Source organism: Ensifer sp. R1-3 (assembly GCF_056739175.1).
Map to the genome: position 1 here is coordinate 1,512,304 of NZ_CP096516.1, position 26,901 is coordinate 1,539,204.

Annotated in this window: 24 protein-coding genes; 10 read left to right on the forward strand and 14 right to left on the reverse strand. The window is 64.2% G+C overall.

The genetic code is table 11. From position 1 onward, the window contains the following. Positions 1–19 precede the first annotated feature (19 nt). From M1D43_RS24305 to msuE, 3 genes are all read right to left on the reverse strand, one after another. The gene (locus M1D43_RS24305; RefSeq protein ID WP_010976274.1) at positions 20–865 is read right to left on the reverse strand and encodes an ABC transporter permease; all 846 of its coding nucleotides are present in this window, start codon (positions 863–865) and stop codon (positions 20–22) included. 15 nt (positions 866–880) lie between these two features. Further along, positions 881–2,230: an LLM class flavin-dependent oxidoreductase gene (locus M1D43_RS24310; protein ID WP_003529494.1), complete on the reverse strand. Its 1,350-nt coding sequence runs from the start codon at positions 2,228–2,230 to the stop codon at positions 881–883. A gap of 88 nt (positions 2,231–2,318) precedes the next feature. Continuing rightward, positions 2,319–2,876 (reverse strand): FMN reductase, encoded by a 558-nt coding sequence (gene msuE, locus M1D43_RS24315; RefSeq protein ID WP_003529492.1) that lies wholly within the window; start codon positions 2,874–2,876, stop codon positions 2,319–2,321. Positions 2,877–3,056: 180 nt separating this feature from the next. On the opposite strand from msuE, the gene M1D43_RS24320 reads away from it, so the two are divergent. Beyond that, complete coding sequence (locus tag M1D43_RS24320; protein WP_014527743.1) at positions 3,057–5,684, forward strand: malto-oligosyltrehalose synthase; 2,628 nt, start codon at positions 3,057–3,059, stop codon at positions 5,682–5,684. 13 nt (positions 5,685–5,697) lie between these two features. Here the strand turns inward: M1D43_RS24320 and M1D43_RS24325 are convergent, their stop codons facing one another. The 5 genes from M1D43_RS24325 to pcaD all read right to left on the reverse strand — a co-directional run bounded on the left by M1D43_RS24325 (position 5,698) and on the right by pcaD (position 9,449). Continuing rightward, positions 5,698–6,753 (reverse strand): 3-carboxy-cis,cis-muconate cycloisomerase, encoded by a 1,056-nt coding sequence (locus M1D43_RS24325; protein ID WP_010976276.1) that lies wholly within the window; start codon positions 6,751–6,753, stop codon positions 5,698–5,700. Positions 6,754–6,835: 82 nt separating this feature from the next. Further along, complete coding sequence (pcaG, locus tag M1D43_RS24330; RefSeq protein WP_003529487.1) at positions 6,836–7,450, reverse strand: protocatechuate 3,4-dioxygenase subunit alpha; 615 nt, start codon at positions 7,448–7,450, stop codon at positions 6,836–6,838. 10 nt (positions 7,451–7,460) lie between these two features. Beyond that, entirely contained in the window at positions 7,461–8,222 is a 762-nt protein-coding gene (gene pcaH, locus M1D43_RS24335; protein WP_003529486.1) for a protocatechuate 3,4-dioxygenase subunit beta, read from the reverse strand. A gap of 16 nt (positions 8,223–8,238) precedes the next feature. After that, positions 8,239–8,646: a 4-carboxymuconolactone decarboxylase gene (pcaC, locus tag M1D43_RS24340; protein WP_010976278.1), complete on the reverse strand. Its 408-nt coding sequence runs from the start codon at positions 8,644–8,646 to the stop codon at positions 8,239–8,241. Beyond that, positions 8,643–9,449 (reverse strand): 3-oxoadipate enol-lactonase, encoded by an 807-nt coding sequence (gene pcaD / locus M1D43_RS24345; RefSeq protein ID WP_003529484.1) that lies wholly within the window; start codon positions 9,447–9,449, stop codon positions 8,643–8,645. The genes pcaC and pcaD overlap by 4 nt, the downstream gene beginning before the upstream one ends. 94 nt (positions 9,450–9,543) lie before the next feature. Between pcaD and pcaQ the strand changes: the two genes are divergently transcribed. Continuing rightward, complete coding sequence (gene pcaQ / locus M1D43_RS24350) at positions 9,544–10,485, forward strand: pca operon transcription factor PcaQ (protein WP_003529482.1); 942 nt, start codon at positions 9,544–9,546, stop codon at positions 10,483–10,485. Positions 10,486–10,558: 73 nt separating this feature from the next. On the opposite strand, the gene M1D43_RS24355 is transcribed toward pcaQ, so the two are convergent. The 3 genes from M1D43_RS24355 to pobA all read right to left on the reverse strand — a co-directional run bounded on the left by M1D43_RS24355 (position 10,559) and on the right by pobA (position 14,777). Continuing rightward, on the reverse strand, positions 10,559–12,448 hold the full coding sequence (locus M1D43_RS24355) for a bifunctional sugar phosphate isomerase/epimerase/4-hydroxyphenylpyruvate dioxygenase family protein (RefSeq protein ID WP_088202634.1): 1,890 nt from the start codon (positions 12,446–12,448) through the stop codon (positions 10,559–10,561). Between the two features lie 144 nt (positions 12,449–12,592). Next, on the reverse strand, positions 12,593–13,513 hold the full coding sequence (locus tag M1D43_RS24360) for a LysR family transcriptional regulator (protein ID WP_014527741.1): 921 nt from the start codon (positions 13,511–13,513) through the stop codon (positions 12,593–12,595). A 91-nt stretch (positions 13,514–13,604) separates the two neighbouring features. Beyond that, positions 13,605–14,777, reverse strand: coding sequence for a 4-hydroxybenzoate 3-monooxygenase (gene pobA, locus M1D43_RS24365; protein ID WP_010976283.1), 1,173 nt, complete (start codon positions 14,775–14,777; stop codon positions 13,605–13,607). Positions 14,778–14,931: 154 nt separating this feature from the next. Between pobA and M1D43_RS24370 the strand changes: the two genes are divergently transcribed. Continuing rightward, a complete protein-coding gene (locus M1D43_RS24370; RefSeq protein ID WP_153314072.1) occupies positions 14,932–15,612 on the forward strand; it encodes a sulfite oxidase-like oxidoreductase in 681 nt (226 codons plus the stop codon). Between the two features lie 209 nt (positions 15,613–15,821). Further along, the gene (gene ggt, locus M1D43_RS24375; protein ID WP_127603253.1) at positions 15,822–17,567 is read left to right on the forward strand and encodes a gamma-glutamyltransferase; all 1,746 of its coding nucleotides are present in this window, start codon (positions 15,822–15,824) and stop codon (positions 17,565–17,567) included. A gap of 122 nt (positions 17,568–17,689) precedes the next feature. On the opposite strand, the gene M1D43_RS24380 is transcribed toward ggt, so the two are convergent. After that, positions 17,690–18,445, reverse strand: coding sequence for an IclR family transcriptional regulator (locus M1D43_RS24380; protein ID WP_014527738.1), 756 nt, complete (start codon positions 18,443–18,445; stop codon positions 17,690–17,692). 130 nt (positions 18,446–18,575) lie between these two features. Here M1D43_RS24380 and M1D43_RS24385 point away from each other — a divergent pair, with 130 nt between their 5' ends. The 3 genes from M1D43_RS24385 to pcaF are packed head-to-tail and all read left to right on the forward strand — an operon-like array spanning position 18,576 to position 21,437. Beyond that, positions 18,576–19,436, forward strand: a complete 861-nt coding sequence (locus tag M1D43_RS24385; RefSeq protein WP_013850296.1) for a CoA transferase subunit A — start codon at positions 18,576–18,578, stop codon at positions 19,434–19,436. A 13-nt stretch (positions 19,437–19,449) separates the two neighbouring features. After that, positions 19,450–20,235 (forward strand): CoA-transferase subunit beta, encoded by a 786-nt coding sequence (locus M1D43_RS24390; protein WP_014527737.1) that lies wholly within the window; start codon positions 19,450–19,452, stop codon positions 20,233–20,235. Then, positions 20,235–21,437 carry a 3-oxoadipyl-CoA thiolase gene (gene pcaF, locus M1D43_RS24395; protein ID WP_026031331.1) on the forward strand — a complete coding sequence of 401 codons (1,203 nt, stop codon included), beginning with the start codon at positions 20,235–20,237 and terminating at the stop codon, positions 21,435–21,437. Before M1D43_RS24390 ends, pcaF begins: the two co-directional genes overlap by 1 nt. A 201-nt stretch (positions 21,438–21,638) precedes the next feature. Here the strand turns inward: pcaF and M1D43_RS24400 are convergent, their stop codons facing one another. Beyond that, complete coding sequence (locus M1D43_RS24400; RefSeq protein WP_014527735.1) at positions 21,639–21,923, reverse strand: acylphosphatase; 285 nt, start codon at positions 21,921–21,923, stop codon at positions 21,639–21,641. 419 nt (positions 21,924–22,342) lie between these two features. On the opposite strand from M1D43_RS24400, the gene M1D43_RS24405 reads away from it, so the two are divergent. The 3 genes from M1D43_RS24405 to M1D43_RS24415 all read left to right on the forward strand — a co-directional run bounded on the left by M1D43_RS24405 (position 22,343) and on the right by M1D43_RS24415 (position 23,955). After that, the gene (locus tag M1D43_RS24405; protein ID WP_014527734.1) at positions 22,343–23,026 is read left to right on the forward strand and encodes an RNA polymerase sigma factor; all 684 of its coding nucleotides are present in this window, start codon (positions 22,343–22,345) and stop codon (positions 23,024–23,026) included. A 78-nt stretch (positions 23,027–23,104) separates the two neighbouring features. Further along, the gene (locus M1D43_RS24410) at positions 23,105–23,629 is read left to right on the forward strand and encodes a DUF4142 domain-containing protein (RefSeq protein ID WP_014527733.1); all 525 of its coding nucleotides are present in this window, start codon (positions 23,105–23,107) and stop codon (positions 23,627–23,629) included. A gap of 8 nt (positions 23,630–23,637) precedes the next feature. Continuing rightward, a complete protein-coding gene (locus tag M1D43_RS24415) occupies positions 23,638–23,955 on the forward strand; it encodes a cupredoxin domain-containing protein (protein ID WP_003529449.1) in 318 nt (105 codons plus the stop codon). 51 nt (positions 23,956–24,006) lie between these two features. Here the strand turns inward: M1D43_RS24415 and M1D43_RS24420 are convergent, their stop codons facing one another. Continuing rightward, positions 24,007–26,847, reverse strand: a complete 2,841-nt coding sequence (locus M1D43_RS24420) for a DNA translocase FtsK (RefSeq protein WP_014527732.1) — start codon at positions 26,845–26,847, stop codon at positions 24,007–24,009. Between the last annotated feature and the right edge of the window lie 54 nt (positions 26,848–26,901).

The following is a 26,901-nucleotide window of genomic DNA, read 5'->3' on the forward strand; positions in this document are numbered from 1 at the left end:
CACTTTTCCTGGAATTGCTCTAGTTCGAGGCGTCGCTCCAGCGGCAGAGGCGGCGCTGCGCAAAGACCAGCGCGTAGTTGGAGACGAGCCCGAGCCCGGCCAGAATGAAGATCGCCGCGAACATCAGGGGAATCTGGAAATTGTACTGGGCGTTCATGACCTGGAAGCCGATGCCCTTGTTGGCGCCGATCATCTCGGATGCGATGAGCAGCAGCAGGGCAGTCGTTGCACTCAAGCGCAGGCCGACGAAAATCGAAGGAACGGCGCCCGGGAGAACCACGCGACGGAACACAGTGAGACGCGACGCGCCATAGACCCGCGCCATCTCGATCAGCTTCGAATCCACTTCCTTGACCCCGCTGATGGTGCTCAGGAGCAGCGGAAAGAGCGTCGCCCAGAAGATGACGAAGACTTTCGAGGCCTCGCCGAGTCCGAGTAGCAGGATGAAAACCGGATAGAGAGCGAGCGCCGACGTCTGGCGGAAAAGCTGGAGGACGGGATCGAGTGCGTTCTCGATCGCACGCACCTGCCCCATCAAGAGGCCGAGCGGTATAGCCAGAACCACCGCGCCTACGAAGGCGGTGCCGGAACGCTGAAGACTGATCGCGATATCGTCGAGCAATGCCCCACCGGAAATTCCCGTCCAAAGGGCGGAAAGGATGGCACCGACGGACGGAAACACGGCCGGGTTGATCCAGCCGGCGGTGCTGGCCGCCTGCCAGAGCGCAAGAAAGGCGATGAGCAGTCCGTAGCGCGACAGCCAGCTGCCGGCGGCGGCGCCTGACCGGCGGAGATACTCGTCCGCTTTTGCGCTGACGCTGCCGCCTTCGTGGATGATCGACCTGTCGAGTTCCTGCAAGCTCATTTTCGTGTCTCCCTCCTACTCGGCCGCCTGGACGGTGGCGCGCGCCAAAGTCCACGGGTTCGCCGGACGGGGAAGACCGAGATTTTCCCGCAGCGTCCGCCCCTCATAGGCGGTGCGGAACAGGCCGCGTCTCTGCAGTATTGGGATGACCAGATCGACGAAATCGTCGAGCGCGCCCGGAAGCCATGGCGGCAGGATGTTGAAACCGTCGGCGGCTTCGCTCAGGAACCACTCCTCGAGCTGATCGGCGACCTGCTCGGCGCTGCCGACGACGGTGTAGTGACCGCGTGCGGTCGCGATCCACTGATAGAGCTGGCGGATGGTGAAGCCATGCTCATCCGCGATCTTCCGGATCAGCGCCTGCCGGCTTTTCATCCCCTCTGTCTCATTGCTGACGGGCAAGGGCCCATCGAGCGGATATCCCGTCAGGTCGAGCGTGCCGCCGGTCAGGCCATTCAACAGCGCCACGCCGTCCTCCGGCACGATCAGCGCATTCAGCTCTTCATACTTGGAGCGCGCCTCCTCTTCGGTCCGGCCGACGAAGGGGGCCACCCCCGGCATGATCAGAACATGTTCGGGGTTGCGGCCGGCGCGCTTCACCCGTGCCTTGATGTCACGGTAGAATTCCTGCGCCGAAGCGAGGTTCTGATGGGCGGTGAAGATCACCTCGGCGCTGACCGCCGCAAGCCTGCGTCCGTCCTCGGATTGCCCCGCCTGCACCACGACCGGGTGCCCCTGTACGGGACGCGGCGCGTTCAGCGGTCCTTTGACGCTGAAATGCTTGCCCTTGTGGTCGATGTCGTGAACCCGGCCGGCGTCGAAGAAGCGGCCGGTCGCCTTGTCACGGATGAAGGCATCATCTTCCCAGCTGTCCCACAGAGCCTTGACGGTTTCGACGTGCTCGTGCGCGCGCTCGTAGCGGTCGGCGTGGCTCGGCTGGGTTTCTCTGTTGAAGTTGCGTGCCGTCTCGTCGCCGGCGGAGGTGACCACGTTCCAGCCTGCCCGCCCGTTTGAAAGTAGGTCGAGCGAGGCGAACTTGCGGGCGAGCGTGTAGGGTTCCTCATAGGTCGTCGACGCCGTGGCGATGAAGCCCAGATGGGTCGTCAGCGGCGCGAGTGCTGCAAAGAGGGTGACAGGCTCGAAACCGGCGATCTTCGCATTGCCGCCTTCGCGGCCGCCGAGCCCGACGGAGAGGTTGTCGGCGAGAAAATAGGCGTCGAACAGACCGCGCTCCGCGGTCTCGGCGAGCCTTCTGTGGAATTCGAAGTTCGTGGCACCGTCTGCCGGAGCGTCCGGATGCCTCCAGGCGGCAATATGCTGGCCGCCGCCGGGGAGAAAGGCTCCAAGCTTGATCTGTCTGGTCATTGCTGCCTCCGTTGGATTTGCTTCACCGGCCGGCGTCACTTCGCTTCGATTGCCGACGCAAACCGGGTTGGTGTGGTTGAATTTGCGGCTAGGCCGCCAAGCTTGCCCTGGCGGCGCGCGCGAGCGCCTGCGTTGCCTCGCCGACCGCCCTGCCGACGCGGGCATGGATCGCCTCCGAGGCGAGAGCGCCGTCGGCAAAGTCCTTGTCGGAGGCGTAGATCGCGGTCGGCATCGCCAACGCCTCGAAGAAGCCGAACAGTGGCCGCAGCTGATGCTCCACCATCAGCGAGTGGCGTTCCCCGCCCCCGGTCGCGGCGAGGATGACGGGCTTGCCGCGGAGCGAGGAGGGATCGAGCAGATCGAAGACGTGCTTGAAGAGGCCGGTATAGCTTCCCTTGAAGGTCGGCGACGCGACCACCAGGATGTCGGCTGCAAGGATCTGGCCGACGACATAGCGCGCCTCCGGCGCGAGTTCGTCGAGCCTTCTCGCAGGGAGCAGGGACGCCCCGAAATCCTCGATATCGAAGGTCTGCGCCGACGCGCCGGCATCGACCGCCAGCCGGTGGACGATATGGTCCACGAATGCGCGTGTCCTGGACGGACGCGTGATATTGCCTGAAATACCCACCACTCGTGTCTGCGGCATCGCTTTAGCTCCCCGTGAGATCCATGCTTCGGTGGTATTCATCAAATTCTATAATCTTAGTAGACTAAAGGAACGCCATTCTATTCCCGATACGCGAACAAGAAGACTTTGCTTTGGGGGCGTCCCTCGGGGAACAAAGCACCGGCCGCGGTGTTACCGCCAGACAAGTGCAAGACCGCCATGCATCTGCCCGACGCAACCTACCGTCTCCAGTTCCGCAACGGGATGGACTTCGCAAAAGCCGTGGAGTTGATCCCGCACCTCGTCGGGCTCGGCATATCTCACCTCTACGCCTCGCCCCTTTTCACCGCGGTCCGTGGGTCGGCCCATGGCTACGACATCGTCGACTATAACGAGATCGACCCGGCCCTGGGCGGCTACGATGGATTTGTGCGGCTCGCTCATGCGCTGAGGGCCGAAGGACTCGGTCTCGTTCTGGACATCGTCCCGAACCACATGGCCGCGCATCTCGAGAATGACTGGTGGCACAGCGTGATCGAATGGGGCCGCCTTAGCGAATTTGCCGACTATTTCGACATCGACTCGCGGGAGCCGCTCACGCTCCCCTTCCTCGGAAAGTCGTTTGAGGAAGAGGTCGCAGCCGGCAATCTGCGCCTTGCATACGACCACGAGCACCGCTGCCTGGCGCTTCGATATTACGAGGCTCTCTATCCGCTCAATCCCGCCAGCTATGCGGCGATCCCGCGCAACGGCAATGCCGCGCTCGAAAGGATCGCGGCTGTCGCCGGCACGGCCGAACGGAAAACCGCCGCACAGTTCCACGCGGAAATCGCCTCTGTCGTCGCGACGCCGTCGATCGCGGCCGAGCTCGACCAATGTCTCGACCGGTTCTCCGCGGACACACTGCAGTTCGACCGGCTGCATCGAATGCAATCCTGGCGGCTGATGAGCTGGCAGACGGCCCGGGACAAGCTCAGCTACCGACGGTTTTTCGAGGTCGCCGGCCTCATCGGCATGCGCGTCGAAGATGAAGCGGTCTTCACGCATACCCACCGGCTCGCGCTCGCCCTCGTCCGGGAAGGCCTGATCGATGGGCTCAGGATCGACCACATCGACGGCCTGGCAGATCCTAAGGGCTATCTCGATCGGCTCCGCCGGGAGGCCGGCGACGGCACCTATATCATCGTCGAAAAAATACTCGGCGAGAACGAAACGCTGCCGTCCGACTGGCCGGTCGAGGGGGCCACCGGCTACGAGTTCATATCGGCCCTCGCGGATCTTCTTTCCGACGACACTCCGTCTTCGTGGCTTTCAAGCGAGGAAAGGCGATCCGCGGCCGAAGAGGCGGTCACGGGATGCAAGCTTCAGGTCCTCGGCCGCAATTTCAATACGGAAGTCCGGCGGCTGACCGGACTGGCCGCTCGCTTCACAGGCGATGGGACTCCGGATCAGAACGTGCGGACCGGTGAGGCCATTCGCCAGCTGGTGGCGGCACTGCCCGTCTATCGGACCTATGTCGGCGACCAGGAGGCCGGAGCGCGCGACAGCCGCATCCTCGACGGGATGGCAGCGAAGGCAGCGGCGCGCGCGCCCGGCGCCGGCGCCGAGATCGCAGCGATCGTTTCCGCACTCAGGGCGCCGGTCGACTCGGCGGACGGCAAGCTGCGGTCCGAATTCCGCACGCGGTTTCAGCAGTTGAGCGGCGCAGTCATGGCCAAGGCGGTCGAGGACACCTTCTTCTATCGGAGAGGCGATTATCTCGCGGCGAACGAGGTGGGTGCCTCCCCCTTCTGGACGCCCGGCGGCGTCGGCCGCTTTCATGCGATGATGCAGGATCGCGCAAGCCAGATGCCGCACGGCCTTTCGGCTACCTCCACGCACGACACCAAGCGGGGGGAGGATGCGCGCGCCCGGCTCCACGTCGTCAGCGAGGCACCGGACGTCTGGGCTGCAGCGGTGGACCGCTGGCACGGGATGAATGCGGAAAGCATGGGCCGACTCCCGGCCGGCGAGGAACCGGACGCTCCGGTCGAGCAATTTCTCTATCAGAGCCTGCTCGGCGTCTGGCCGGTCGCGCCCCTTGGTGACGAAGGCGACCTGATTTCCCTGCACGAGCGCATGGTCGATTTCGCCGTGAAGGCGCTGCGGGAGGCAAAGCTCAGGACGAGCTGGGACGATCCGAACGAGCGCTATGAAGCAGCGATCAAGGCCTTTCTCGGCGATCTCCTGGATTGGCATAACCGGTCTTTCCTCGGCGATTTCGAGAAAACGGCCGGACCGTTCATCCATGCCGGCCTGATCAACAGCCTCTCGCAAACGCTGGTGAAGCTCACCGCGCCCGGCATTCCCGATATCTATCAGGGCAGCGAACGCATAGACCTTTCCCTCGTCGATCCCGACAACCGCCGCGGCTTTTCACCGCGCGGCTCGCTTTCCCAGCTACCGCAAGCGCCGACGATCGGCGATTTCGAGGACTGCAAGCAGAGGCTGATCTCAATAGGCCTGAACTATCGCCGGGGGCGCGGCGCGGATTGTCTTGCGGGAGGCGAATACCGCGCAGTGCGCGTCGAAGGTCCGGGTGCCCGCCACGCAGCCGCTTTCATGCGTCGCAGCAGGGATGGCTTTGCGCTCACAGTCGTCCCGCGGCTTGTCTTCGGCCAGACGCCAGACGGTCGCCTGTCCATCCGTCCGGAACTGTGGCGAAACACCTTCCTCGCCTGGCCCGAGGACTGCCAATTCAAGCCCATGTGCAATCTCCTGACCGGCGGCGTCACCGAGCCTCGGCCTCTTCTTGCCGTGGCGGACGTTCTACGGGACTTCCCCGTCGCCTTGCTGGTCGAGGCGTGAGCACGGATCAACCTCACACCCGCCCTAGCCGCCGGACATTGCCGGCGAGCTCGGCGGCGAGCCTCAATGCGGCCGCCGTCGCGCCGACCATCTGCGGCAGGATCAGCCATTCGAGCGTCCAGGCGGAGCCCGAGCGCTCCTGCTCGTGCACCAGCGACTGGTGGATGGCGGAAACCTGCGTCGCGTTGAAGCGGGCGAGTGTCACCAGCACCTCCGCGGCGACCGGGTTCTGCTTGTGCGGCATGGCCGAGGAGCCGCCGCCGCCGGCAAGCACGATCTCGTCTCCCGCCTGCGCCATCAGCGCCACGTCCTGACCGAACTTGCCGAGGCTGCCGGTGACGAGCGACAGGAGGTGGGCGAAATCGGCGATCGGCAGGCGCTGGCTGTGCCATTGCGGGCAGTCGACCAGCGCGAGTTCCTCCGCCAGCGTCGCACGGACGATGTCGGCCTTGCCCTTGAGCTTTTCGAGCGTGCCGGCGGCTCCTCCGAACTGCACCGCGAAAATGTCCGTGCCCGTGGTATCCAGCCTGTCCTGATGGTCGAGCAGCGGCTCGATCCAGCTCCGCAGGCGGTCGGCCACCGTAATCGCGATCGCCGGCTGCATTCGCGTATGGGCGGTCAGCGCACGCTCGCCCCAGTGCCGCCCGCAAGCTTCGAGCGCCGTCACGACGTCGCCGACCCGGCCGGAGAAAAGTTCCGCGATCGCCTTCAGCCTCAGCATGAGGCTGGTATCGACCACGTCCTGGCTGGTGGCTCCGAAATGGACATGTTCCGCCGCCTCTTCGCCGACCGCCCGGCGCAATTGCCGCACGAGCTCGGGAACGACGACACCGTCGATGGCAGTTGCCCGGCGCATGGCGCCGACGTCCGGAGAGAAGCCACGGCATGCCTCGGCAATGCGATTGGCGGCCGCTTCGGGGATGACGCCGTGGCGCGCCTCGGCACGCGCAAGCGCCGCCTCGAAGGCCAGCATGGCGCGAACATCGGCGACGACGGAGAATTCCGCCGCCACCGCCTCGTCTCCGAGAAGGCCGGAAAGATAGGGGTGATCGAAGGCCGAATAGGTCATGCCGCATCTCCAGCTCTCGCTCCCTTCGGTTCGAAGGGAGCCTCACACGCATGCGGCAACGCGGGGGCGGGCTGCCGAACGATCAAATATCCAGGAAGACCGTTTCCTTCTCGCCCTGGAGATGAATGTCGAAGACATAATTAGGCGCCTGACCCGCCGCGACAAGCGTCTCGGCCCGGTGGCGGTGCTCGATGCGGGCAAGCAGCGGATCTTCGGCGTTCGCCGCCGCCTCGTCTGGGAAATACATGCGCGTGTGGAGGCCGATATTGATGCCGCGCGCGACGATCCAGATGCTGATATGCGGGGCCATCAGCCGGCCGTCGCGGAATGGAACGCGGCCCGGCTTCACCGTCTCGAAAGTGAAGACGCCGCCCTCGTCGCTCGTCGGCGAGCGTCCCCAGCCGGTAAAGTTCGGGTCCGCCGTACCGCGCAGCTCCGACGGGGAATTGTAGAGCCCGGCTGCGTCCGCCTGCCAGATTTCGAGAAGTGCGTCCCTGAGGGGCATTCCGGCGCCGTCGATGACGCGACCGGTCACGGTGATGCGCTGACCGAGCGTCTTGTCGTTGACCATCGAAGCGCCGAGGTCGCCCTCATATACGCCGCCGATGCCGCAGAAATTCGGCGTCAAGCCGATATGGACATAGGGTCCGGCCGTCTGCGACGCGGTTTCCTTGAGGGTGCTGAGATCCTGAACCATCGGTGCGTCCTCAATTCCCTTCCGGCCGGTTTTCGAAGAAGGTCGAGCGGCGGCCACGCAGCACGATGTCGAACCTGTAGGCGCGCGCATCCATCGGCACGGTGTTGCCCCAGTCGAGAGCCGCGATCAGCTGCTCGATCGCCCGGCGGTCAGGGACCGTGCCGACGATCGGACATTTCCAGATCATCGGATCGCCTTCGAAATACATCTGCGTGATCAGGCGCTGGGCGAAACCGTGGCCGAAGACCGAGAAATGGATATGGGCGGGCCGCCAGTCGTTGACCCCGTTCGGCCATGGATAGGCGCCGGGCCTGACCGTACGGAACCAGTAACGGCCTTCCTCGTCGGTGATCGTTCTGCCGCAACCGCCGAAATTCGGGTCCAGCGGCGCGAGATAGCTTTCCTTCTTGTGACGGTAGCGTCCGCCGGCATTCGCCTGCCAGAACTCGACGAGCACGCCATGAACCGGATGGCCGCGTTCGTCGAGGACGCGGCCATGGACGATGATGCGTTCGCCGATCGCACTTTCACCGGGACTGGCGAAGTTATGGATCAGGTCGTTGTCGAGCTCGCCCAACATCGAATGGCCGAAGACCGGTCCGGTGATCTCCGATATCGTGCCGTCGAGCGACAGCAGCGCCTTCTGCGGCGAACGCAGCACGGAGGTCTTGTAGCCGGGCGCGAAGGCCGGCGGGTGCCAGGCGCGGTCGCGGGCAAAAAAGGCGCCCGTTTCGGGCTTGCCGTTCCGTCTGCCATTTTGATTGTCGGGCATCGTCCTTCTCCCTCGCCTATCGAGCAACCGTGCCGGCATCCATTTCCGCGAACACCTGCTTGACGATCTTGATCGCGTGATTGGCCGCCGGAACGCCTGCATAGATGGCGACATGCAGCAGTGCCTCGCAAATATCCTCGCGCGTCGCCCCGGTATTGGCCGTGGCGCGGACATGCATGGCCACCTCCTCGTCCTGTCCGAGGGCGGCAAGCAGGGCGATGGTGACGATCGACCGCTCCCGCTTCGTCCAGCCGGCACGCGACCAGACATGCCCCCATGCCGCCTCGGTGATCAGCTCCTGGAAAGGACGGTCGAAATCGGTCGACGCCGCCTCCGCCCGGTCGACGTGATTGTCGCCTAGAACGGCGCGGCGCGTCGCCATTCCCTGTCGGTAGCGCCCGGAAGGCGCGAGGGCATCGCTCATGGTTTGCCTCCAGACAACACGGATCGGAAGAAGCGTCTCAGCACCGACGACAAGGCTTCCGGCTGCTCGACGCAGGGTATATGTCCCGCCCCGCGGATCACTTCGAAGCGCGCGCCCGGTATGAGATCGGCCGTCGAGCGGACCAGATCGGGCGGCGTCGAACCGTCCTGGTCGCCGACGACGCAGAGCACCGGAACCGCGATCCTGCCTGCGGCTTCCGTGAAATCGGCGTCGCGGATGGCGGCGCAGGTGCCGACGTAGCCCGGCACCGGCTGGCGGACCAGCATGTTGCGGTAGCCGGTGAAGGCGAGGTTTTCGGGCCGCCGAAAGGCCGGGGTGAACCAGCGTTCGAGCACGCCATCGGCGACCGCCTCGATGCCGTGCGCCTCGATCGCCGTGATGCGGGCGTCCCAGAACTCGACGGTGCCGATCTTGTGGGCGGTGCCGGAAAGCACGAGCGCGCGCACGAGGTCGGGGCGGCGGCCGTAGAGCGATTGCGCGATGAGACCGCCCACCGAAAGTCCGCAAACAATCGCCTGTTTCACGGCGAGGCGATCGAGGAGTCCGGCGAGATCGGTCGCATGGTCCTCGATGGAATAGGGAACCTGGCCGATATCGGACAGCCCATGGCCACGCTTGTCATAGAGCACGATGGCAAAATCGCCGGCCAGCCGGAGGACGACATCGCGCCAGATACGGAAATCCGTGCCGAGCGAGTTGATGAAGACGAGCGCGGGCTTTTCCGTGACCGCGCCAACCACGCGATAGTGAATCGTGACGTCGTTGATGCGGGTGAATTGCACGGCAGTTCTCCTCCGTCGTCAGAATTGGATGTTTCATCCGGTTAGGTAAAATGATATTTCGTGGCTTTCCCTTAACCAGGAGGTTATACGATCCGTGATCGACGCTCGCGTTAAGTTTCGCCATCTGCAGACATTTGTCGAGGTCGCACGCCAGAAGAGCGTGGTGAAGGCGGCCGAACTCCTGCATGTCACGCAACCGGCGGTCACCAAGACGATCCGGGAACTCGAAGAGGTTCTGGGCGTCGCGGTTTTCGAGCGCGAGGGGCGTGGCATCAAGATCACGCGCTACGGCGAGGTCTTTCTGCGCCATGCTGGCGCCGCGCTGACGGCGCTGCGCCAAGGCCTCGATTCCGTCTCGCAGGAGCGGTCCGGCGAAGGCCCGCCGATCCGCGTCGGTGCGCTTCCGACCGTTTCGACCCGCATCATGCCGCGCGCCATCGCGCTCTTCCTGAAAGAGAAGACCGGCGCACGCATCAAGATCGTCACCGGTGAAAACGCAGTGCTTCTCGAACAATTGCGCATCGGCGATCTCGACCTCGTCGTCGGCAGGCTCGCCGCTCCGGACAAGATGACCGGATTTTCGTTCGAGCATCTCTACTCGGAACAGGTGGTCTTCGCGGTGCGGGCCGGGCATCCGCTCATCTCCGGCAGGCAGTCTTTATTCGCGCATCTGAGCGACTATCCGGTGCTGATGCCTACCCGCGCCTCGATCATCCGCCCCTTCGTCGAGCATTTCCTGATCGCCAACGGCATTGCCGGCCTGCCGAACCAGATCGAGACCGTTTCCGACTCCTTCGGCCGGGCCTTCGTACGCTCCAGCGACGCCATCTGGATCATATCGGCGGGCGTCGTCGCCACGGATATCGCGGATGGCGTATTGGCGGCGCTGCCGGTCGACACGAGCGAGACGAGGGGACCCGTCGGGCTTACCATGCGCACCGACGCGATCCCGTCGCTGCCGCTCTCGATCCTGATGCAGACGCTGCGTGAAGCGGCGGGGACGGCGATGGCTGCGGAAGCAAAGAGGACGGCCTAGCACTGGGGTTATCGAACCCCCTCTGGCCTGCCGGGCATCTCCCCCACAAGGGGAGACGACTCGCGGGAAGAACCTAAAGGGCCGGCATCCCGGCGGGCCTAAGCGAGCGTTTCTGGGCGGCGATGCGGAAGGGCGCGTTGGCTGCGCCGTAGCCGCGATAACCGGCGCGCCGCTCGACAATTTCGAAGAAGAAGCCTTCTCCATAGGTCGGGCCGTAGATCTGGAAATACTCGCCATCCTCATCGCGGTCATAGAGGATGCTCTCATCCCTGAGCCGGTCGACGAAGTCAGGTTCGAGCCCGAACCGCACCTCGATGTCGTCGTAATAGTTGCGCGAGATTGCCAATGGGCGAAAGCCGCTGCGGAGCATATGGTCGGCGGCTGCAAAGATATCGTCGGTGCGGAAGGCCACATGCTGGACACCCGAGCCAAAGCTCTCTGCGATGAAGTGGCCTGCCAGCGTGCGGTGGTTGTCCGCTCCGTTCAACGTCAGCCGAAGCGTCCCGCTCGCATTCTCAACGACCTGGCTGCGGATCAGACCGGCGGGATCGACGATATCGACCTCTGCCAATTTGTCGGCATCGAGGATAGACGTGTAGAAGAGCAGCCAGCTCGGGAGCTCCTCCGCCTGCATGGATTGCGCCACATGGTCGATGGCGAGGAGCGGCGATGCGCCTTGGGGCGTCGCCCCCGACCAGACGAACTCGCGCGACCAGACGTCGTCGGCCTCGTCCAGGAAATAGATCAACCCGCCGCCAATGCCGCGGATTGCGGCCATCGCCCCCTCGCCTTCGTTCGCCTCGGGCAGAAATATTTCGGCGCCGAGCGCGCGAGAGCGTTCGATGGCGGCGGAGGCATCGGGTACTTTCAGGCCGACCGCATAGGCCGATGCCCCGTGCACCAGGTAGCTCGAATGAGCGAAGCCCTGCTGCTCGGTGTTGATGACAATGTTTACGCCTCCATGATCGCGACCCTGGCGCCATAGCGTCACCGATTTCTCGCGATGAGAGGCGACGGCGTGAAAACCCATGGTTCCCAGAAGCGAGCCGAGCGTCTCCGCCTCCGCCCGATCGGCGGTGAATTCCACGAATTCGACGCCCAGCACCTCCACCCGGTCGGGCATCGCCAGCGCGCCCTTCGCCACCGGCTCGCGCCGCCTGACCCGATCCATCAGATAGACCAGCGAACGATGCCCGTCCTCGGCGATCGCCCTGGGTGATCCGCCCCGGAACTGGTCGTTGAAGATTTCGAGCGACAGGGCGCCGTCATAGCCGGTCGCGGCGACAGCCTGCATGAAATCGACGACGGGAAGATCGCCTTCGCCGGGCATGTTGCGGAAATGGCGGCTGAGATAAAGCAGATCCATCTCGATCCGCGGCGCGTCCGCGAGCTGAACGATGAAGATGCGGTCCCCCGGAATGGAGCGGATCGACCGCAGGTCGATATTGCGCGACAGGGTGTGGAAACTGTCGAGGATCAGCCCGATATTCGGGTGGTCCGCCCGCCGCACGATTTCCCAAGCATCCCGATGATCGTTGACATGTCGGCCCCAGGCAAGCGCCTCGTAGCCGACGCGCAAGCCGCGCCTGGCCGCCCTCTCGCCCAGCTCCCGCAGATCGTCGGCAGCGCGGTCGATGCCGCCCAATGCGAGCGGGGAAACGCTGGAACAGACGAGCATCAGTTCCGTTCCAAGCTCCTGCATCACGTCGAACTTGCGCTCCGCCCGGTCGAAAGCACGCGACCGGTGCGGTTCCGGCAGACCTTCGAAATCGCGGAACGGCTGAAAAAGCGTCACCTCCAGCCCGTGATCGCGGACCATGCGGCCGACCTCCGCCGGCGAACCGTCGAAGGTCAGGAAATCGTTCTCGAATATCTCCACGCCATCGCAGCCTGACGCAGCGACGGCGGCGAGCTTCTCCGAAAGAGTGCCGCTGATCGAAACGGTCGCGATCGAGGTCTTCATGCCGATCTCCTCTCGCTGGCCTCGTCCTTTGCCGGGTGTTAGGGCCGGCTTGCTTCCGGAAAAGGCGTAGCGTCGAAGGCTCGATAATGGTCACTTCTTACCTATACCGCAAATACCGTTTTTTCCGTCCTCCATACCGTTTTGTTATGCATCTCGGCCGCCACGCGAACGGCCGGTCGAGTCGTCCATGACGCGGCGCAGCGTCGTCACCAACCGCTCGGCATAGCTGGACAGCGCGGCGTCGGCGCGATAGGCGACATAGGTCTGGAACTCCGTGTCCTCGCTGATCGGAATGACGGCCAGTCCCTGGTCGGCCATACCGCCCACGGTGAAGGCGTCGATGACCGCGATGCCCAGATTCCGCTTGACCAGCGCACAAACCGTCGTGCCGAAACGCGCCCTGATCGGGGTACGATATTCGAGCTTCTCCCTCTCGAATATGCCCGCCATTATCGCCCCGTAGGGATCGCGCGGGTCGATACCGATGAGCGGATGCTCGGCGATCTCGCGGGCGGAAATCCTGGACCGCCCGGCAATCGGATGCTCCCTGGCGGCGATGCAGACGAGGTGCCCTTTGGACAGGGGCTCGAAAGTGATCGAAGGATGGGTGAGATGATAGCTCATCGCGACCAGCTCTCCCTTGCCGAGCAACAGGTAATCGATCGCCTCCTCTATCCTCAGAATATCGAAATTGATGCGGATGTCCGGATAACGCCGCATGAGCCCGGCGATGGCTTGCGGCATCATCGCATTCGCAATGCTCGGCACCGAGCCGAGCGCGAGTTCCACACCTCGTCCGCGCTCCAGTTGGCCGATGGAGGATTGCAGGTCGTCGACCTTGCGATGAACTTCCTGGAGCTGGGCGAAAATGTCGCGCGCTTCGTCGGTCGGCACGTAACGGCCGGCCCTCTTGACGAAGAGCTTTATCCCCAGCGCGCTTTCGATATGCTTCATAGTCCGGCTGACGCCCGGCTGGGCGACATTCATCAGACGCGCCGCGCCGGCGATGGTGCCGGCGATCATCACCGCCCGGATCACTTCGATCTGGCGTAGCGTAAGCCCCATCGCACCCTCCCTGGCAGCTGCCTCACCGGCGACAGTCGAGCAGAGCCGGTATCCCCGCGCAAGTAGCGTCCAGGAAGGTTTGCGCGCGGCCTCAAAACGGCAACCCCACGTAATTCTCCGCGAGCGCGGTCGCCGCCGCGCGCGAATGGGTGAGATAGTCGAGTTCCGCCTCCTGGATTCTCTGGTCGAAGTCGCTGGTCTCCGGAAAGCGGTGCAGCATTGTCGTCATCCACCACGAGAAGCGCACCGCCTTCCAGACACGGGCGAGCGCGCGGGCCGAATAGGCGTCGATGCCGGCATTCGAGCGGTCCTGATAGTGTTCGAGCAATCCCTCGAACAGATAGTGCACGTCGCTCGCCGCGAGGTTCAGGCCCTTGGCGCCGGTCGGCGGAACGATATGGGCGGCGTCACCCGCCAGGAACAGCCGATTGAACCGCATCGGCTCGGCGACGAAGGAGCGGAGCGGCGCGATGGACTTCTCGAAGGAGGGCCCCGTGACCACGCGCTCGGCGTGATGGGCGGGCAGGCGGCGGCGCAATTCGTCCCAGAAGCGCTGATCGTCCCAGTCCTCGATCTTCTCCTCGAGCGGACACTGGATGTAATAGCGGCTGCGCGTGTGCGAGCGCATCGAGCAGAGCGCGAAGCCGCGCGGGTGGTTGGCATAGACCAGTTCGTGGTCGACCGGCGGCACGTCGGCAAGGATGCCGAGCCAGCCGAAGGGGTAGATCTTCTCGAAATTGCGGATGGCCTTTTCCGGCAGGGAACGTCGGCTGACACCGTGAAAGCCGTCGCAGCCGGCAATGAAGTCGCAGTCGATGCGCTGCGCGATCCCGTCCTTCTCATAGGCGACATGCGGCGTCCGCCCGTCGAAATCCCGCGGCATCACGTTCGCCGCTTCGTAAATCGAGAGCGCCCCGACCCGTTCGCGATGGTCCATCAGGTCGCGGGTGAGTTCCGTCTGCCCGTAGATCATCACCCGCCTTCCGCCGGTCAGGCCAAAGAGGTCGATGCGATGGTCGCGCCCGTCGAAGGCGAGCGAGAAGCCGTCATGCGGCAGGCCCTCGGCATGCATGCGGGCGCCGCAGCCCGCCTCCTCCATCAGCCGCACCGTGCCTTGCTCCAGAACGCCGGCGCGCACACGGCCGAGAATGTGAGCTTTGGTCGCGCGATCGAGGATAACATTGGCGATCCCCGCTTCCGTCAGCAATTGCCCGAGCAGGAGCCCCGAAGGCCCGGAGCCGATGATGACGACCTGAGTGCGCATGATTGTCCTCCCACTTCCCCCAGGAAATTGCAGCTGTCCCGCCGGAATCGGCACGCGAATTCTTACAGATATCGTACATCGCTGGCGGCTCGGCTGTAGCGCTTTGATCTGCTGCATGCTTTTTTCCGTCAATCGCGATACGATCAAAGAAAACATGCAGGAGAGAGCAGTCGTGGCCGACGAAACACAGGCGCCGGAAACCAAGCTGACTTCCACGAAGCGCCGCTGGGCGGCCGACGGCAAGTTTCTCACCGGCCGCATTGCCCGTCCTGAGACGGACCGCCTGCCGCCCGGTCAGCATCTCGTCAGGGACTGGCCGGTTCTCGATCTCGGGCAGCAGCCGCACCTGACCCACGAGACGTGGCGGCTCGACGTCACCGGCCTCGTCGAGAACCCGCTCTCGCTCGACTGGAACGCCTTCCAGGCGCTGCCTCAGAGCGACAGCCTGTCGGACATCCACTGCGTGACGACCTGGTCGCGCTACGACAACAATTGGCGTGGTGTATCCACGCGCGACCTCCTCGATCGCGTCATGCCGAAGCCCGAGGCCGCCTATGTCATGCTGACGAGCTTTGACGGCTACACCACCAACCTGCCGCTCGCCGATTTTGCCGCCGAGGACGCGATCCTCGCGACTGCCTGGGAAGGCGCGCCGATCACGCGGGCCCATGGTGGGCCGATGCGCCTGGTGGTCCCGCATCTCTATTTCTGGAAAAGCGCCAAATGGCTGCAGCGCATCGATTTCCGCGCGGCCGATTCGGCAGGCTTCTGGGAGCGGAACGGCTACCACATGCGCGGCGACCCGTGGCTGGAGGAGCGCTATTCCGGCGATTGACGCTGGAGCGGGATGAGGAAAAGTGTGTGCGGTTTTCCGCCCGGAATTTCGGAAAGAAGAGAGTTTCCGCGATTCGGAGAAAAGCGGAAATGCTCTAACGCTCCGTCTTCGACTGTAACTCGTAATTTTTGATGCTACAGTCCCCGGTTGAGGGGACGGTAACGCCCCGCGCCGAACTTGAAGCCAACATTCCTGTCCGGGAGGAAAGCATGCGCAGTCCCTGCCTGAAATCCCTATCCATTACCCTGATCGTCGCGCTTAGTACGTTCGCACCGCGGCAGGGCCTGGCGGCCTCGCCGGAGCCGGTCAAGGCAGAGCACGGCATGGTCGTGACCGCCCAGCATCTTGCATCCGACATCGGCGTCGAGGTCCTGAAGAAGGGCGGCAATGCGATCGATGCGGCGGTTGCGGTCGGCTATGCCCTCGCCGTCGTCTACCCTACCGCCGGCAACATCGGCGGCGGCGGCTTCATGACCATCCGCTTCAAGGACGGCAAGACGACCTTCCTCGATTTTCGCGAGCGCGCGCCTCTCGCCGCCACCAAGACCATGTATCTCGACGACAAGGGCGATCTCGTCGAGGGATTGAGCACCGAAGGCTATCTCGCCGTCGGCGTGCCCGGACCGGTCATGGGTTTCGAGTTCGCGCGCAGCCGTTACGGCACCAAGCCGCTGAAGGAACTGATCGATCCGGCGATCGAGCTCGCGCGAGAAGGCTTCGTGCTCCAACAGGGCGATATCGAGTCTTTCGACGGCGAGACCGAGCGGCTCGCCAGGGATCCGGCTGCCGCCGCGATCTTCCTGAAGCCGGACGGCAAGCCTTTTGCAGCCGGTGAACGGCTGGTCCAGACCGATCTTGCCGCTTCGCTTTCGAGCATCGCCGAAAAAGGCACGGACGCCTTCTACAAGGGTGCGATCGCCGACGCGATCGTCAAGGCGAGCGCGGATAAGGGCGGCATTCTCGCCAAGGAGGATTTCGAACGCTATCAGGTCCGCGAGCACGAGCCGGTCAAGTGCAACTACCGCGGCTATGACATCGTCTCCTCGCCGCCGCCATCGTCAGGCGGATTGATCATCTGCGAGATCCTCAACATCCTCGAAGGCTATCCGCTCTCCTATCTCGGTTATGGCTCTGCCGAGACGGTGCATGCGATGATCGAGGCGATGCGCCACGCCTATGTGGATCGCAACACCGCGCTCGGCGATCCGGCCTTCGTCGAGAACCCGGTCGCAAAGCTCGTCGACAAGAGCTACGCGAAAGAAATCCGCGCCAAGATCGACCCCTTCAAGGCCGGCGTTTCCCAGGAGCTGATGCCGGCGGGCTTTACCGAAAGCAAGGAGACGACCCATTATTCCATCATCGACGACGAGGGGAATGCGGTCGCGGTGACCTACACGCTGAACGGCTCCTTCGGCGCGGGCGTCGTCGCGCCCGGCACGGGTATTCTCCTCAACAACGAGATGGACGATTTCACCGCCAAGCCGGGAACCCCCAATCTCTATGGACTCGTGCAGGGCGAGGCGAATGCGATCGAGCCCGGCAAGACGCCGCTTTCATCGATGAGCCCGACGATCATCTCCAGGGACGGCAAGCCGTTCATGGTGATCGGCAGCCCCGGCGGCGCCCGCATCATCACCATCACGCTGGAAGCGATCATCAACGTGATCGACCACGGCATGAACATTCAGGAGGCCGTCGACGCGCCGCGAGTCCACCATCAGTGGCTTCCGGACAAGGTCTTCATGGAGCCCTATGCTCTTTCGCCCGATACGCGCAAACTGCTTTCCGCCATGGGCCATGACGTTCAGGTCGACGAGAACTGGATGATCTGGGGCCAGGCAGCGGGCATCCTCGTCGGCGGCGAGAACGTCGCCGAGATCGAGGCTGGCGGCGGCGCCCGCTACAACGGCGCCGTCGACAGCCGCATCGGCGCAGGTGCTGCGCGCGGATATTGACGGGCGATGGCTAGAGCGGGATGAGGAAAAGTGCGTGCGGTTTTCCGCCCGCATCCGGCGCTAACCCATTGAATCCATCACGTTCATGATTCTAGGCCGACTCGAGCCAGAATCATCGTGATCTAGCGAAACACAAGCCGCAACGCGGCTTGTGTTTCCCTGAGCAGCGGCAGAAAGCGCTCGGCCATCTCGCGGGCCGGCACGTGGGCGGCAGATGCGCCGATGTTCAGGGCCGCGAGCACCTGCCCGCGATCATTGGCGACCGGTACCGCGATCGAGCAGAGGCCGAGCTCCAGTTCCTGGTCGATGATCGCATAGCCCTCGTCGCGAACCCGCCGCAATTCCGTCAAAAGCTCTTCCGGATCGGTTCGCGTCAGCGGTGTGTTCGCCTTCAATTCGGAACGTCCGAGAATGTCGCGTGCCTCGGCCTCGGGCAGTGCGGCAAGCAACACCCGCCCCATCGAGGCGCAGTAGGCGGGAAGACGCGAGCCGGGCGTCAGGTTGATCGACATCACCCGCCGCTGCGACGCGCGTGCCACATAGACGATCTCGGTGCCGTCGAGCACCGAGGCGGAGGCGCTCTGCCCGGCCTTTTCCGCGAGCTGGTCCAGGTAAGGCTGGACGATAGTCGGCAGCGGCGTCGCCGAAAGATAGGCATGGCCGAGCCTCAGGGTCTTCGGTGAGAGCGTGAAGAACTTGCCGTCGTAATCGGCGTAACCAAGCTGCGAAAGCGTCAGCAGAGATCGCCTGACGGTCGCCCGGTCGAGCCCGGTGATCTTCGCGGCATCGGCAATCGAAAGCCGCGGCTGCGCCTCGCCGAAGGCTTCGATCACCTTCAAACCGCGTGCAAAACCGCTGACGAAATCCGTTTCACGCATTGTGCCTCCTGCCGGTCTCTGGCCATCGTTTTTGTGCGTTATACGAACAAATGTCAAATACCGCACGAAGTAAATTGACGCTTGCGAAGAACAGGCGCTTATTCGGCTCGAACATCACCGGAGGAAAACGATGGCGCGGATAATGTCTCTCGCCGAGGCGGTAGAGGAGAATGTCAGAGACGGCGATACGGTTGCGATGGAAGGCTTCACGCACCTGATCCCCTACGCCGCGGGGCACGAGGTGATTCGCCAGGGCCGGAAGGACCTGTTCCTCGTGCGCATGACGCCCGACATCCTCTACGACCAGCTGATCGGAGTCGGTGCGGCACGGGGCATGAAGTTCTCCTGGGGTGGCAATCCCGGCGTCGGCTCGCTGCACCGCTTTCGCGATGCGGTCGAGAACCAATGGCCGCGACCGCTCGAGATCGAGGAGCATTCGCATGCCGCCATGGCCAATGCCTATGAGGCGGGTGCCGCGAACCTGCCTTTTGCGGCCTTCCGCGGCTATATCGGCGCCGACCTGCCTAAGGTGAACCTCAATATCAGAAGCGTGACCTGTCCCTTCACCGGCGAGGTGCTCGCCGCGGTGCCTGCAATCCGCCCGGACGTGACGATCATCCATGCCCAGCGTGCCGACCGCAACGGCAACGTCCTGATCGAGGGGATCGTCGGCGTGCAGAAGGAAGCGGTGCTCGCCGCCAGGCGCTCGATCGTGACGGTCGAGGAGATCGTCGACGAACTCTCACCGCCCTCGCCCAATTCGGTGGTGCTGCCGGGCTGGGCGGTGACTGCCGTCGCGCATGTGCCGGGGGGCGCCTTCCCGTCCTATGCGCATGGTTACTATCCCCGCTCCAACGCCTTCTACATCCGTTGGGACGAGATTGCCCGCGACCGGGAGACGTTCACCGCATGGATCAGGGAGAACGTCCTTGCCGCAAAACCCGAGGACTTCGCCCGCCACGCCGCGAAGACCGCGGCCAAGGTTGCTTGAGGGGAAGACGAAAATGACTCATTTCACCCCCACCGAGATGATGACGGTCGCCGCGGCGCGCGCGCTTTCCAACGACGACGTCTGCTTCGTCGGCATCGGCGCGCCGTCAGCAGCCTGCAATGTGGCGCGGCTGACGAATGCGCCGGATATCACGCTGATCTATGAGAGCGGAACCGTCGGCACCAAGCCCGACGTGCTGCCGCTCTCGATCGGCGACGGAGAGCTCTGCGATACCGCGCTCTTCACCGTCTCGGTGCCGGAAATGTTCCGCTACTGGCTCCAGGGAGGCCGGATAACCACGGGCTTCCTCGGCGGCGCGCAGATCGATCGTTTCGCCAATCTCAATACGACCGTCGTTGGCCCCTATGACCATCCCAAGGTGCGCCTGCCGGGAGGCGGCGGTGCGCCGGAAATCGCCTCCAATTGCGGCCGCATCTTCATCACCATGGCGCTGACGAAGCGCGGCTTCGTGCAGAGGCTGCCCTTCGTCACCTCCATGGGACACGGCGAAGGCGGCAATCATCGGGAGCGGCTCGGACTGACGACCAGCGGCCCGACCCGGGTCATCACGGATCTCTGCATTCTGGAGCCGGATCCGGAGACGAAGGAACTGACCGTCGTTTCCACGCACCCCGGCGTCGCTCGGGATCAGATCGCCGGAAATTGCGGCTGGCCGATCAAATTCGCGGAGACCGTCATCGAAACACCGGCACCGACCGAGACCGAGCTGGTCGTTCTGCGCGACATCAACGCCCGCACCAAAAAAGCCCATAAGGCCGCGGGAAAGGAGGCAGCATGATGCGCGAAGCCTATATCTGCGACTATATCCGCACCCCGATCGGCCGCTTCGGCGGCTCGCTCGCTTCGGTGCGCGCCGACGACCTCGGCGCCATACCGCTGAAGGCGCTGATAGACCGCAACAGGTCGGTCGACTGGGAAGCGGTCGATGACGTGATCTTCGGCTGCGCCAACCAGGCGGGCGAGGACAACCGCAACGTCGCACGCATGTCGCTGCTGCTTGCGGGGCTGCCCGTCGCCGTTCCCGGCACGACGATCAACCGGCTCTGCGGATCCGGAATGGACGCGGTGATTGCGGCCGCGCGGGCGATCAAATGCGGCGAGGCCGAGCTGATGATAGCCGGCGGCGTCGAATCCATGTCGCGGGCGCCTTTCGTGCTGCCGAAGGCCGAGAGCGCCTTTTCGCGCAACGCCGAAATTTACGACACGACGATCGGCTGGCGCTTCGTCAATCCGCTGATGAAGGCGCAATATGGCGTCGACTCGATGCCGGAGACCGGCGAGAACGTCGCCGAAGACTACAAGGTCTCGCGCGAGGACCAGGACGCCTTCGCCCTGCGCAGCCAGGCAAAGGCCGCGGCCGCCCAGGCGAACGGCCGCCTTGCGAGCGAGATCGTCGCCGTCACCATCGCCCAAAGGAAGGGTGGCCCGGTCGTCATCGACCGCGACGAGCATCCGCGCGCCACGACGATCGAGGCGCTCGCCGGGCTCAAGACACCCTTCCGGGAGGGCGGCACCGTCACCGCCGGCAACGCTTCGGGCGTCAACGACGGCGCTGCGGCGCTCATCATCGCCTCCGAGGAGGTTGCCAGAAAGCATGGGCTGCGACCCATGGCCCGCATCCTCGGGGGCGCTTCGGCCGGCGTGCCGCCGCGCATCATGGGCATGGGACCGGTGCCCGCCTCGCAGAGGCTCATGACGCGGATCGGCGCGACGCAAGATCGGTTCGACGTCATCGAGCTCAACGAGGCTTTTGCCAGCCAGGGGCTTGCGGTCCTGCGCGCGCTGGGAATCGCCGACGACGATCCCCGCGTCAACCGGAACGGCGGCGCCATCGCGCTCGGCCATCCGCTCGGCATGTCGGGTGCGCGCATCACCGGAACGGCAGCGCTGGAGCTTGCCGAAACGGGTGGCCGCACCTCGCTCTCCACCATGTGCATCGGCGTCGGCCAGGGCATCGCGGTGGCGCTGGAGCGGGTGTAAGGCGGCGATGCTTTCCCCTCCCCAACCCCTCGCCACAACGGCCACAACGGGGAGGGGCTTACGTGCGGCACCGTTTCCGGCTCTGCGTCGAGGTCTCCCGAGGCGAAACGTCGAAACTGGCAGGCCATTGCCGCGGGCACCGAGCCCCTCGCCCTTGTGGGAGGGGTTGGGGAGGAGTTCTGCAGTGCCCGAGATCATCCGCTACCGTGTAATGCGAAATCCCGCCAGCGCTTCGACGGAAGAAGCCTCCTCGCTCGCGACATCGGCGACGGAAGCGCCGGGCGGTCCTTTCCAGAAATGGTCAAGCATTCTGCTGACGGCCCCGTCCGGCCCGGCGATGAGGGCGGTCACCGAGCCGTCGTTCTCGTTGCGAACCCAGCCGTCAAGGCCGAGCCTTTCGGCCTCCTCGCGTGTCCAGTCGCGAAAGCACACGCCCTGTACCCGTCCGGTAATCCTGACCAGAGCGGCCCTGCGGTCCTTCGTCATGACGTTGCCCTCCTTTCCCTTTCGAATCTGGCGCATATGGCGGCTAAGGCAAGCGTCTTCCTGACGCTGCCGATGCCCGACCTCGGGCATTTCTTTATCAGCCGGAAAAAATTTCATTTTCGGTCTTGAAGATGCTGCACTGCAGCATTATTATATAACTGTCGATGGAACACTCCTCCTCCCAGTTCCATCGCGGGATCGGCAACCCTCCTCCTCCCAGTTGCCGGTCAGGATCGAAAGCCCGGCGCACCTCCTCCCGCGCCGGGTTTTCTCTTTCAGCCGAGGCATTGAGCCGGCGGCGATCCCGAATTCCGTTATCCTTACAAGACAACACCGCGGTAAGATCCGAAACTTGGCCGGCACATAGCTGGGAACATTTCCGGAGCTAGGGCATCCAATATCCGAGAAGGAGCCCGACCATGCCTACCGCTGAAACCGACCTTTGCCTGAATGCGCCGCCACCTGCGCAGGACCTCGCCCGTTTCCGCGCGATCATGCAGGCGCACAACCGCAAGCTCTACCGGATCGCCCGCAGCATCCTGCGCAACGACAGCGATGCGGAAGACGTGCTGCAGGAGGCATATGTCCGGGCCTTCACGCGCTTTGAGGATTTTCGCGGCGATGCGGCGATCACGACCTGGCTCGCCCGCATCGTCATCAACGAGGCGCTCGGCCGCCTGCGGAAAAGACGGCGACAGATGAGACTGGCCAAGTACATGCGGCAGTCGCAAGAGGCGGAGATCATCGCCTTTCCCCTCAATTCAGGCATCAGCGATCCGGAAAAGACGATGGCACAGCGACAAATCCTCGACCTCGTCGAAAGGCTGACGGACGATCTCCCGGACACCTACCGCACCGTATTCGTGCTGCGCGTCATCGAAGGGCTCGACAACGAAGAGGCGGCCGCCCTGCTTGGCCTCAAACCGGAAACGGCACGCACAAGGCTGCACCGGGCGCGCCGCATCCTGAAAGAGCAGCTGGAGCGGCAGATCGGCCCGGTTCTGCTCGATGCCTTTCCTTTCGCGGGAAAGCGTTGCGAGCGTCTGACCGAGGCGGTTCTTGCCCGCATCTCGCCTCGGCCCCCGGAACCGGACGGAAAATAGCGGGAACGTTTCCAGCCGCGAAGCATCCAAAGCATGTCGTTCAAACCAGGCTTTGATCTTCGAGGAAAGGAACATCCCATGACTATCAAACTGACGAGCGCAGCGGCCGCAATCGCCCTCCTCTTCAGCACCGGCGGGGCACTCGGCAACGACAAGCCGACCGACCCGCAAATCGCCCACATCGCCTACACTGCCGGCGTGCTCGACGTCGAAGCCGCCAAACAGGCAATCGCGACGTCGAAGAACAAGACCGTCGTCGAATTCGCCGAAAGCATGCTGCGCGACCACGAGTCGGTGAACAAGCAAGCCCTCGATCTCGTCAAGAAGCTCAACGTCACGCCCGAAGACAACGACACGAGCAAATCCCTCTCGCAAGCGGCCGAGGCGAAACGCCAGGAGCTGGCGAAGCTCAAGGGCGGGGAATTCGACAAGGCCTATATCGAACACGAGGTCGCCTACCACAAGGAGGTCAACGGCGCGCTGGAAACGCTGCTGATCCCGTCGGCTCAGAATGCCGAACTCAAATCGCTGCTCGAGACCGGACTGAAGCTGTTCCAGGGACATCAGCAGCATGCCGAGCACGTCGCGGCCGAATTGAAGTGAGCGCGGCGATGTTCATAACGCGAGCGGCAATTGTCTTATTGTCGGTGGGAGCGGCGGCCGCCGCCGCTCCTTCGCAGGCGGAAACCATCCAGGTGGCGATCGATCGCCTCGTCTACCTGCCCGCGGAGATCGAGGCGAAGGTGGGCGACGAGGTCGAGTGGATCAACAGGGATGCGCTCGTCCACACGGCGACCGTCGAAGGCGGCGCGGACGTGCTTCTGCCGGCGAACAAATCCGGCCGGCTGGTGCTTCAGGAAGCGGGCAGCTTCGATTATATCTGCCGCTACCACCCGAACATGAAGGGCCACATCACCGTGCGGCCGTGATCCGCAGCTCCCTCTCGCCCGCAGGCCGGAGGGAGCAGAAGCGATGATAACTCAGTCCAGATCGTCGCTTTCCGGCTTCGGCGGATTGTCGCGGTTGCCGTAGATGATCTCGCGCTTGCCGACATGGTTCGCCGGACCGACGAGACCGTCCTTCTCCATCCGTTCGACCAGCGAGGCGGCGCGGTTGTAGCCGATGCCGAGGCGGCGCTGGATGTAGGAGGTCGAGCACTTCTTGTCCCGCAGCACCACTTTCACCGCCTGATCGTAGAGCTCGTTGCCGTCTTCGGCGGCGATCGCGCTCTTGTCGAACACTGCGCCCTGATCCTCCTCGACCTCTTCCTCCTCTTCGTCCGCGGTCACCGTCTCGAGATATTCCGGACGCCCCTGCGTCTTCAGATGTGCGACCACATGTTCGACTTCCTGATCGGAAACAAACGGACCGTGGACGCGGGCGATGCGGCCGCCGCCGGCCATGTGCAGCATGTCGCCCTGGCCGAGGAGCTGTTCGGCCCCCTGCTCGCCGAGGATGGTGCGGCTGTCGATCTTGGAGGTCACCTGGAAGGAGATGCGGGTCGGGAAGTTCGCCTTGATCGTGCCGGTGATGACGTCGACCGAGGGACGCTGGGTCGCCATGATCAGGTGGATGCCTGCCGCACGCGCCATCTGCGCAAGCCGCTGGATCGCCCCTTCGATCTCCTTGCCGGCGACCATCATCAGGTCGGCCATCTCGTCGACGATGACGACGATATAGGGCATCGGCGAAAGGTCCATTTCCTGCTGCTCGAAGAGCGGCTCGCCGGTGCCCTTCTCGAAGCCGGTCTGCACCGTCGCGAGGATCGGCGCGCCCTTCTCGCGCGCGGCCGCCGCACGCTGGTTGTAGCCGTCGATGTTGCGCACACCGAGCCGCGACATCTTGCGATAGCGGTCCTCCATCTCGCGCACCGCCCATTTGAGGGCCATCACCGCTTTCTTCGGATCGGTGACGACGGGCGTCAGCAGATGCGGGATGCCGTCATAGACGGAGAGTTCGAGCATCTTCGGATCGACCATGATGAGCCGGCATTCTTCCGGCTTCAGCCGGTAGAGCAACGACAGGATCATGGTGTTGATCGCCACCGACTTGCCTGAGCCGGTTGTGCCGGCGACGAGCAGATGCGGCATCTTTGCGAGTTCGGCGATCACCGGCTCGCCGCCGATCGTCTTGCCGAGGCAGAGCGCCAGCTTGCAGCCGGTCTTCTGGAAATCGCCGGATTCGATCAGCTCGCGGAAATAGACGGTTTCGCGCGTCGCGTTCGGCAGCTCGATGCCGATGACGTTGCGGCCGGGCACGACAGCGACGCGGGCAGAGAGCGCCGACATCGAGCGGGCGATATCGTCGGCCAAGCCGATGACGCGGGAGGATTTGACGCCCGGCGCGGGCTCGAATTCGTAAAGCGTGACGACAGGGCCGGGGCGGACATGGATGATCTCGCCCTTGACACCGAAATCCTCGAGCACGCTTTCGAGCAATCCGGCATTCTGCTCGAGCTGCTCCTGCGTCATGAAGAAACCCTGGCCTTGCGGCGGTTCCTGCAGGAGCTCCTTCGACGGAAATTCGTAGGCGTCGCCACCCTGCAGCGGCTCGATGGCGCCGATCGGCGGCAGAGACGGCGACGAACGCTGTATCACGGCCGGCATGGTGATCGCCGCCCTGGTCACCGGCGCTTCGGGAGCCGGTTCGCTTGCGGGCACGATGGCAGGCTCGGCGAGCGCCGGGGCCGGTGTTTCGACGAACTGGTGGGCCGGAAGGGCGGCAGCCTCCGCGGCGGCCGGCTCAGCGGCGATATCCTGCGGCGCGGCCGTAACCGGTTCGGCAGTGGCGGGCTCGGGCCGCCGGCATTCCACCACCCGGAACAGCGAGCTTATCGCCGTGGGCGGCTGCGGCCGGATCTCGACAGGCATTGCAGCAACGATCTTCGGTGGCGAGACCTTCGGCGCGGCTGCGATCGGCGCGGGAATGCGCGCGGCTTCCTTCACAGGTTCCGTGACAGTCGGCGGAACAGCCGCGACTTCGAGCGGCATGAACTCGAAAAACGCAAAATCGGAAAGATAGGCCAGGCGCGCGTCTGCCTGATGGGGCACGTCCTCCTCCACTGCGGCACTCTCGGGCGCAAGATTCGCGACGGGCAGTGCATGCGGAACCACAGGCACTTCGTCCGTTACCGGCAGGGCTGTCGTTTCAGAAGTGGCGGGCCCTTCCTCCGCCACGGCCACGCTTTCGGTGATTGCCGGCTTGGTGACGCTCGCTTCCGGCGCCTGCGAGCGTGCAGCGCTCCAGGAGGGCAGTTGCTGCGTCAGCACACGGAGGAGCTCGGACGGACTGTAGGACGGCAGTTCCGTTTCGACCACGGACGGAGCGGGCTCGGCCGGCACCACGTCCATCACCGTTTCGGCATCGGACGCTTCCGCCGCGGCTTCGTCGGCCTCAATCCGGCTTTCTTCGGGCGCCGGCGGGTGACGCTTCATGAGTTCGCGCTCGGGCGTACGCGTGAAGCGCACATTCGGCGACAGGAAGAAGTGGCTCTCCCAGCCCGGCTCGCCGGATAGGCCGGTGATCTCGGCAAGCGTGGGAAGCGGATCGCGCGTAGAGACGGTAACCTCGGCAGGAGCATAGGCGGAGCCGTGACCGTAGAGGCGCGCGGCGCGGCCTGCATATCCTGTCTCCTCGTCACGATGGCCGGGCGCGCGCCGCGGCGCTTCCGGTGCCTCGAACAGATGGTCGTGAGCGGCCGCCTCAGGCGCCGCCGGAACATGCGCGGCACCTTGCGCAGCCGGATGCGGGTCCTCGTAATCATCCGCGTGATTTGCGTCGTACAAAGCTGCAGGCGAGAAATTTGTCCGGGGAATGCGCATGGCCTGAAAACTCGAAATTCATCATCGAAGGGGCTGCCCTAGGGAATAGGAAAT